At 41.6% G+C, this 7,808-nt stretch carries 12 protein-coding genes; 8 read left to right on the forward strand and 4 right to left on the reverse strand.

Translation table 11 applies throughout. The annotated features are described in order from the left end of the window. Positions 1 to 228: TonB-dependent receptor (locus tag H5185_RS20075; protein WP_182742986.1), on the forward strand; the 228-nt coding region annotated here is incomplete at its 5' end. A gap of 92 nt (positions 229 to 320) precedes the next feature. Here H5185_RS20075 and H5185_RS20080 read toward each other — a convergent pair. Next, positions 321 to 881, reverse strand: a complete 561-nt coding sequence (locus tag H5185_RS20080) for a thioredoxin family protein (RefSeq protein WP_404948342.1) — start codon at positions 879 to 881, stop codon at positions 321 to 323. Between the two features lie 98 nt (positions 882 to 979). Here H5185_RS20080 and H5185_RS20085 point away from each other — a divergent pair, with 98 nt between their 5' ends. Further along, entirely contained in the window at positions 980 to 1,597 is a 618-nt protein-coding gene (locus H5185_RS20085; protein ID WP_124017849.1) for a LysE family translocator, read from the forward strand. 143 nt (positions 1,598 to 1,740) lie between these two features. On the opposite strand, the gene H5185_RS20090 is transcribed toward H5185_RS20085, so the two are convergent. Further along, positions 1,741 to 2,067 carry a DUF3144 domain-containing protein gene (locus H5185_RS20090; RefSeq protein ID WP_124017850.1) on the reverse strand — a complete coding sequence of 109 codons (327 nt, stop codon included), beginning with the start codon at positions 2,065 to 2,067 and terminating at the stop codon, positions 1,741 to 1,743. A gap of 72 nt (positions 2,068 to 2,139) precedes the next feature. Beyond that, positions 2,140 to 2,691: a prepilin-type N-terminal cleavage/methylation domain-containing protein gene (locus H5185_RS20095; protein WP_207891330.1), complete on the reverse strand. Its 552-nt coding sequence runs from the start codon at positions 2,689 to 2,691 to the stop codon at positions 2,140 to 2,142. Between the two features lie 91 nt (positions 2,692 to 2,782). On the opposite strand from H5185_RS20095, the gene ung reads away from it, so the two are divergent. Further along, positions 2,783 to 3,445, forward strand: coding sequence for a uracil-DNA glycosylase (gene ung / locus H5185_RS20100; protein ID WP_182742987.1), 663 nt, complete (start codon positions 2,783 to 2,785; stop codon positions 3,443 to 3,445). Between the two features lie 110 nt (positions 3,446 to 3,555). Here ung and ispB read toward each other — a convergent pair whose 3' ends face one another. Continuing rightward, positions 3,556 to 4,527 carry an octaprenyl diphosphate synthase gene (gene ispB / locus H5185_RS20105; protein ID WP_182742988.1) on the reverse strand — a complete coding sequence of 324 codons (972 nt, stop codon included), beginning with the start codon at positions 4,525 to 4,527 and terminating at the stop codon, positions 3,556 to 3,558. Between the two features lie 404 nt (positions 4,528 to 4,931). Between ispB and rplU the strand changes: the two genes are divergently transcribed. From rplU to H5185_RS20130, 5 genes are all read left to right on the forward strand, one after another. Further along, a complete protein-coding gene (rplU, locus tag H5185_RS20110) occupies positions 4,932 to 5,243 on the forward strand; it encodes a 50S ribosomal protein L21 (protein WP_124017917.1) in 312 nt (103 codons plus the stop codon). 16 nt (positions 5,244 to 5,259) lie between these two features. Further along, entirely contained in the window at positions 5,260 to 5,514 is a 255-nt protein-coding gene (gene rpmA, locus H5185_RS20115) for a 50S ribosomal protein L27 (RefSeq protein ID WP_011638531.1), read from the forward strand. 201 nt (positions 5,515 to 5,715) lie between these two features. After that, the gene (cgtA, locus tag H5185_RS20120; RefSeq protein ID WP_124017854.1) at positions 5,716 to 6,882 is read left to right on the forward strand and encodes an Obg family GTPase CgtA; all 1,167 of its coding nucleotides are present in this window, start codon (positions 5,716 to 5,718) and stop codon (positions 6,880 to 6,882) included. A gap of 20 nt (positions 6,883 to 6,902) precedes the next feature. Next, on the forward strand, positions 6,903 to 7,661 hold the full coding sequence (locus H5185_RS20125; RefSeq protein ID WP_124017855.1) for a threonine/serine exporter family protein: 759 nt from the start codon (positions 6,903 to 6,905) through the stop codon (positions 7,659 to 7,661). Next, on the forward strand, positions 7,661 to 7,808 hold a 148-nt coding region (locus H5185_RS20130), incomplete at its 3' end, for a threonine/serine exporter family protein (RefSeq protein WP_182742989.1). The genes H5185_RS20125 and H5185_RS20130, both read left to right, overlap by 1 nt.

Genomic DNA, 7,808 nt, shown 5'->3' on the forward strand with positions numbered 1-7,808 from the left:
GATTGGGGTTCTGAGGTTGCTGATGCTGCAGTGACTATCGATCTTGAAGTGAGTTATGCGGTACTTGATAACTTAACGGTATCTGTAGGTGCTAATAACATCTTCGATCAAGAAGCGCAGAAGTTAAAAGATGGCACATTAGGTGAGTTAGGTGGAGTGTACTACGAAAGTGGTCCATTCGATTACAACGGTGGCTTCTATTACGGCCGTGTTAACTATCGCTTCTAATATAAGTTAACTGCCATTGTTGTTAATGGCACCATAACGAAAAAGACTGCTTCGGCAGTCTTTTTTATTTCAAGTATCACAAGGATGATAATTTACTGGGCGACTAGAGATAACGCTTGATAAAGGTCATCGATAATGAGCGCTTTAGGCAACTCAATCCCTTTTGGGTAGCTAGGGCCATACACTTTATTAAACGGCGTACCAGCAACAGCCTGTTGCCCCATGTAATGCTCTATGACAGCATCGGCATGGGTCCAGTTACCTTGCATGAGGATAATATGCTGTTGGTTTAATTGGTTTACGACTTGTTCACGGTGAAGCACATTGGCTTTATTGGTCTGGCAGGGCACACACCAATCAGCTGTGATATCAACAAACACAATATTGCCCTGTGCAACATAAGAGGCAATTTTTTCGGGCTGTAGCGGCTGCCAACGAAGCATTTGGTAAGCTTGATAGTTTTCACCTTTATTAATAAAAGCGAGCACACCAGCAAAACAGATCCCCATAAAAATGAGCATGACAATAATCAGGGTCGGAATCGATTTACCTGTAATTTTAGCCCTGATGAGTAACACCACGGCACTAAAAATAACCAAGAGTAATATCATCATTAATGTCGCCATAGGTTTCCCCTGTAAATACGTTATCATACCCATCCTTATCAGCGGCGCTACACTAGCAGCGCATGCTTAACTGGTTGTTAAAATGCATTTTGCATAAATTAGGTGACTACAAGTAAAGGAGTGTTATGACGTTAAGTACTTGGCTGGGATTATTGGCGATATGTTGTTTGGGGGCTATGTCCCCAGGCCCCAGTTTAGCCATGGTGGTGCGGCATACCCTTGGTGGTGGCCGATTACACGGTATAGTCTGTGCTTGGGCACATTCAATCGGTATTGGTGTCTATGCTCTGGTAACTCTATTGGGTTTGGCAGCAATATTAAAAGCATCGCCGGTTATTTTTAATACCATCGCGGTAACTGGAGCGATTTACTTAGCTTGGATGGGGATGCAAGCACTTAGGTCTAAAGGCGGAATGCAGCAAAAATTGGCGGCGGGTCAACCCACAAGTCTGTGGATTGCAGCAAGAGATGGTATGGCTATTTCATTATTTAATCCCAAAATACTCCTGTTCTTTTTGGCTTTATTTAGTCAATTTGTATTAGCAGCTCAGACTGCTATTGGCCAAGGTTTAATTGTGTTTACGCCATTAATCGTTGATGGATTATGGTACACCATTATTGCGTTTTTGTTGTCTCATTCTGCCGTGTTGCCTAAGTTACGAAATCAGGCCAAATTAATTGATAGGCTTTCAGGTGTGGTGTTAATTTTACTCGCAATGAGGGTAATTTATACTCTGCTGTAATATCTGAATTTTGCGACTAAATAGTCATCATGATATCGGCTAGGATGAACCGTATTGCTGACGGTGCAAAATGAGTCAGTTATGAACAATAATGCCTAGCAATAATCTGTTAGGCATTATTGTTATAACGCGTCATATGTTGGTTAAACGCCTTTAAACATTTGCACGCTGTCATCGCTTTCTGGCTCTTGTTGCTCTGCAGCAATAGGAGGATTAGCGATGTGGTCTTCTAAATTCTCTTTTAACATTGCTTTAAATTCATCAGAAAACCAAGCGAGTGCATGATCTTTTTCCGCAGCAAGATTAGCTGATTTAATCGATGCTTCAAACGCGTTAAAACGAGCAGAGGCAAATCTCATTGCGGTACCGACTTTGCCAATATCATTTTCTTGTTGGCTAAGTTGATTGGCTAGGGCAATAAATTGGTCAGCTATTTGATACATTGTTAATTCTGTTTTGGCTTCAGACATCATATCCACTTTGTTGGTGAGTTAATTTTCCAATGAGTGTAACGTCTTTATTTGAAAATTTCAGGTAAAAAATTAGCTATCAGGATTTGAATCTATCAAGACCTCGCCGTTACGCGAATCATAGTATATGGACACCAGTGGTAGTAAATTGTAGTAATAACGGCACTGATCTGGATTGATATATTCAGCTCTATAATCCGATATATCCTTATCTGCACTAATTGAAACACTTGGGCCATCTTGTAATAGCGTAGGCCAGACTGAGAGGCAGTCGTTATTATTATCCAGTCTTGGCGAAGCCTCGTAAGGTGGGTAATTCTGTGCTGGATAACCCCATTGGTTGATATCAAGTTGGCCATCGGTTCCAGCTTGACTGAAAATCGCTAAATTATCTGCCGGGCCAGAATACCCCATGGCTGCCCATTTCATGTGCGCTAGGGTTATTGCTGACGAAAACGCCCCACCAGTGACTTTTACCGTAGCGATTTTAGCATCTCTGCCGATATCAACAAATTTTGGTAAGGCAATCATTGCGATAATCCCAAGTATGATGATAACAACGACGAGTTCAATAAGGGTAAAACCATTTTTAGGGGTGTTTTTGTTATTATGTAATGGCATCATATTAGGCATAAAAGTGATTAATCTGTTGATAGTAAACTAAAGACTGAGCTGTTCGCTAATTTATCGCTAATTTTTTGAAGGAATACATTAGATGACTTCCCATTGGCAAACCTTGTTTGAACAACAACAATCACAGCCATATTATCAAGATTTGATGCACTTTATTGCCTCACAAAGGGCCGCTAATAAGGTTATTTATCCACCGGATGATGAAGTGTTTGCTGCTTTTAATTTAACGCCCTTATCAGCGGTTAAAGTCGTGATACTAGGGCAAGACCCTTATCATGGCCCAAATCAAGCTCACGGGCTGTCTTTTTCGGTTAAGAAGGGCATAAAACCACCGCCTTCATTGGCTAATATCTATAAAGAGTTAACCAATGACATTGACGGCTTTGTGATCCCAGAACATGGTGATTTAAGCGCTTGGGCTAAGCAAGGGGTGTTGTTACTCAATACTGTGTTGACAGTAGAGCAGGGGTTAGCTCATTCACATGCTAAAGCAGGCTGGGAGACATTTACCGATAGTGTGCTGAAGTGCTTAGATCAACAAGCATCACCAATCATATTTGTGTGTTGGGGCAATCACGCGATTAAAAAAGGTCGATTGATTACCGCACCTCATCATCATGTAATGAACGGCCCACATCCATCGCCCTTATCTGCTTACCGGGGCTTTTTTGGTTGTCATCATTTTTCAAGTATCAATCAATTATTAATTAACCAGGGTAATAAACCGATAAATTGGCAAGTGTGATAACAAAAAAGGTGTGAATTTATATTCACACCTTTCTCAATACCGTTAGTCATAAAATCTTGTCATCAGAAAACCACTGTTTATGGTAATTGTTGAGCTCTTGATGATTGCTAACTACTGCGATTAACCGATAAGTGAGCCAATGAAATTAATGCCTGTTTGTAGTCATTATCAGGAAAAATCCCGAGTGCATCAATGGCTTTTTGTGCTTCAGCTTGCGCCTTTTCTTGGGTGTAAACTAATGCACCAGACTCGCCCAATGCCACTAATATCTCATCAATAGCTTTAGTGCCGTCGCTTTGTTCAATCGCGTCTCTAATCAGCTTTTTAGCAGTATCAGACCCATTTTCCATAGCGTATATCAGCGGTAACGTCGGTTTACCTTCGGCGAGGTCATCACCGATGTTTTTGCCGAGTTCGTCGGAGTTAGCCGTGTAATCAAGTAAATCATCGGTTAACTGAAACGCCGTACCTAGGTATTTGCCGTAATTGGCTAATGCCTGTTCTTGTTCCGGGCTGACATTTGCTAATACGCCGGCTAATTGAGTTGCCGCTTCAAATAATTTAGCGGTTTTACAGTAGATAACTCGCATATAGTTTGCTTCGGTCGTATCGGGATCATTACAGTTCATTAACTGTAATACTTCGCCTTCAGCAAGTACATTAGTCGTATGGGCTAAGACTTTAAGCACTTTCATGCTGTCAAGCTCGGTCATCATTTGAAATGAGCGAGTATATAAAAAGTCGCCAACCAGCACGCTTGCACTATTACCGAATAACGCATTGGCAGTTTCACGGCCGCGACGCAGTGTTGACTCATCAACAACATCGTCATGCAATAAAGACGCGGTATGAATAAATTCGATAATCGCAGCGAGTTTTAAGTGATGTTCGCCTTGATAGCCAACAGCTCGGGCGGCCAATACAGATAATAACGGACGTAAACGTTTACCACCGCCATTAATTATGTAAAAGCCTAATTGATTAATTAGGGCTACATCAGATTCAAGTTGTTTATATATCAGCTGATTGACTGCTTGCATATCAGTGTCAGCCAGTTGACGAATGGCGTTTAAATCCATAATAGTCTCTGGTTGTTGGGCGACAGGCTTTGCACCCTTAATTAGTCATATCGAATTAGAGCGCATATCTTACAGGATATTAGTGCTATTTTTCAAAGTATGTATTTACACAATTGCGCTTACATTATCCTGATTTCGCGATAGTTTGCTGGATTATTGCCAATTTACCTATAAAATTTAGGCATAGATTAACTCAAACATGTTAACTAAATTTTAAAGAAGGCACATTAGCTATTAATGAATAGTGTGCAGTAATAGGGTCTTTTTTATTTGATAGTGAATTAGCACTTGCCGGATGATAATTCTTCGCGTAGAATCCGCGCCCATTGTCATTAAAAGTTTTTTAGCACCTAGTCTCGTCAATAATATGAGTTAGTGTGTTAGTCATTTGGAGTAAAATAGCCATGTATGCTGTTTTTCAAAGTGGCGGAAAGCAACACCGTGTTGCTGAAGGTCATACAGTTCGTTTAGAAAAATTAGAAGTTGCTACTGGTGAAACCATAGAATTCGATCAAGTTTTATTGATCGCTGATGGTGAAACAGTGCATGTTGGTGCTCCTTTAGTTGCTGGCGGTAAAGTCGTAGCTGAAGTAGTTGGCCACGGTCGCGGCGACAAGGTAACTATTATCAAGTTCCGTCGTCGTAAGCATCACGACAAGAAGATGGGCCATCGTCAATGGTTCACCGAAGTTAAAATCACTGCGATCAGCGCATAATTTAGGAGTCTAACTCATGGCACATAAAAAAGCTGGCGGTTCTACTCGTAACGGCCGCGATTCAGAAAGTAAACGTCTTGGTGTTAAACGCTTTGGCGGTGAATCAGTTCTAGCTGGTAACATTATCGTTCGTCAACGTGGTACTAAGTTCCACGCTGGTGTAAACGTAGGTATTGGTCGTGACCATACTTTGTTTGCATTAACAGACGGTAAAGTAAAGTTTCAAGTTAAAGGTCCTAATAATCGTAAGTTTATTAGCATCGAAGCTTAATTCTTTCTAAGCTAGATCTCGAAAGCCCTGCCTATGGTGGGGCTTTTGTGTTTTTTATATCATTAAACTGTTATAGGATAGTTTGATGATTTTGTTTATATGCAGTAGGCGATATCGTGATGAATGCTATCTTCAGCGCTTTCCTGCAAAACTCAGTTATTTGGGTTTATAATTACAGATTAAGTGGCGTCAGGAGTCAGTATGAAGTTTGTTGATGAAGCGAATATTCGCGTAGAAGCAGGTGACGGCGGAAGCGGTTGCGTGAGTTTTAGACGCGAAAAGTATGTCCCAGATGGTGGCCCTGACGGCGGTGACGGTGGTGATGGCGGTAGTGTATACCTACAAGCTAATGAAAACCTTAATACGCTAATTGATTACCGTTTTACTCGTTTCCATATGGCTGAGCGCGGAACCAATGGTCGTGGTCGTGATTGTACCGGTCATGGCGGCAGTGATTTAGTTCTTCAAGTACCTGTAGGTACTCGTGCTATTGACCAAGAAACAGAAGAGTCACTTGGTGATCTTACATCGCATGGACAAAAGCTTCTCGTTGCTAAAGGTGGTTTCCACGGTCTAGGTAACACTCGTTTTAAGAGCAGTACTAACCGTGCTCCACGTCAAAAGACCTTAGGTACTCCAGGTGAAGTTCGTTCAATCAAGCTTGAACTTTTATTGCTTGCTGATGTAGGTTTGCTCGGTATGCCAAATGCTGGTAAATCGACTTTCATACGCTCGGTTTCACGTGCAACGCCTAAAGTGGCTGATTATCCGTTCACAACTTTAGTTCCAAACCTTGGTGTGGTGAATCCGCGTCCAGGTCAAAGCTTTGTTATTGCCGATATTCCTGGTTTGATTGAAGGCGCTGCAGAAGGTGCTGGTTTAGGTATTCGTTTCTTAAAGCATCTTGAACGTTGTCGCATGTTATTACACATTATTGATATCGAACCTATCGATGGTGTTGACCCTGTCTATTCAGCTCGCGCTATTGTTGGTGAACTTGAGAAGTACTCTCCAAAGCTTGCGGCAAAACCGCGTTGGTTAGTCTTCAATAAAACCGATTTGCTGCTCGACGAAGAGTTACAAGGTAAAATCGATCGCATCGTTAAAGAGCTAGATTGGCAAGGAGATGTTTATACTATGTCTGCTTACAATCGAACCGGAACTGAAGAGTTAAGCATTAAGATGCTCGACTACATCAGAAGTTTACCGGCTATTGTCGAAGAAATAACGCCAGATGCTGATGTTGAATTTAAATGGGATAATTACCATAGCGCAGAAGATGAAGTCGTTAATGAAGATTATAATGATGATTTTGACGATGATTTTGATGATGACGATTATGATGTAGAAGTGATCTATCAACGTTAATAGACTCATTTGAGGATATCGTGTACGAAGATAGCCAAAATGAAATTACCCGCCTTGTAGTGCGTTGTGCGCAACTACTTTTGGCTTATGGTGCTGAGTCTGATCTTGTTGAAGAGATTAGCCAGCGCCTAGGTAAAGCACTCGGTCTTGCTAGCATTGAGATATCAATTTCATCTAATGCATTAGTACTGACCAGCTTAGTACACGGTCGCTGTGTCACGACCACTCGTCGTATTCGTGCTCATGGCATTAATATGACGGTGATTTGTGAATTACAGCGAATTTGTATATTGGCAGAAAAAGGCATTTATGGTGCCAATGAAGTTCGCCGCCGCCTCGCTCATATTACCCCTAAAACTTATCCTGCAATCGCCGTAGTCCCTATGATTGGTTTGTCATGTGCCAGTTTCTGTCATTTATTCGATGGCGACATGATGGCATGTTTAATCACATTTTTTGCCTCGTCGATTGGCATGATGGTGCGGCTTTTTCTAGCATCGCGCCATTTCAATTTATTGGTTAACTTTTCGATTACAGCATTCATTATTACTGTCGTTGCCCAAGCCGGTTATATGTGGCCAATTACCCATACTCCCCAAGTGGCAATGGCCGCAAGCGTATTAATGCTGGTGCCTGGATTTCCGCTGATTAATGCTATTTCAGATATGGTTAAAGGTCATATGAACGTAGGCATTTCTCGCTGGGGTCATGCAACGTTATTAACATTAGCTTCTGTTATCGGTATCACCATCGCCATGCAATTGGGGGGGATTTTCTAATGCTTGAGCTGATTAGTTTGTTATTGCATGACGCTTTTTTTTCCGCGATACCCGCAATTGGTTTTGCCATGGTGTTTAACGTTCCCAAACGATATTTACTCTATTGCGCCCTTGCTGGTGCGATAGGTCACAGTTCTCGAACCTTAC

Source organism: Shewanella sp. SG44-6, assembly GCF_014164185.1.
In the GTDB taxonomy this organism is placed as follows: domain Bacteria; phylum Pseudomonadota; class Gammaproteobacteria; order Enterobacterales; family Shewanellaceae; genus Shewanella; species Shewanella vesiculosa.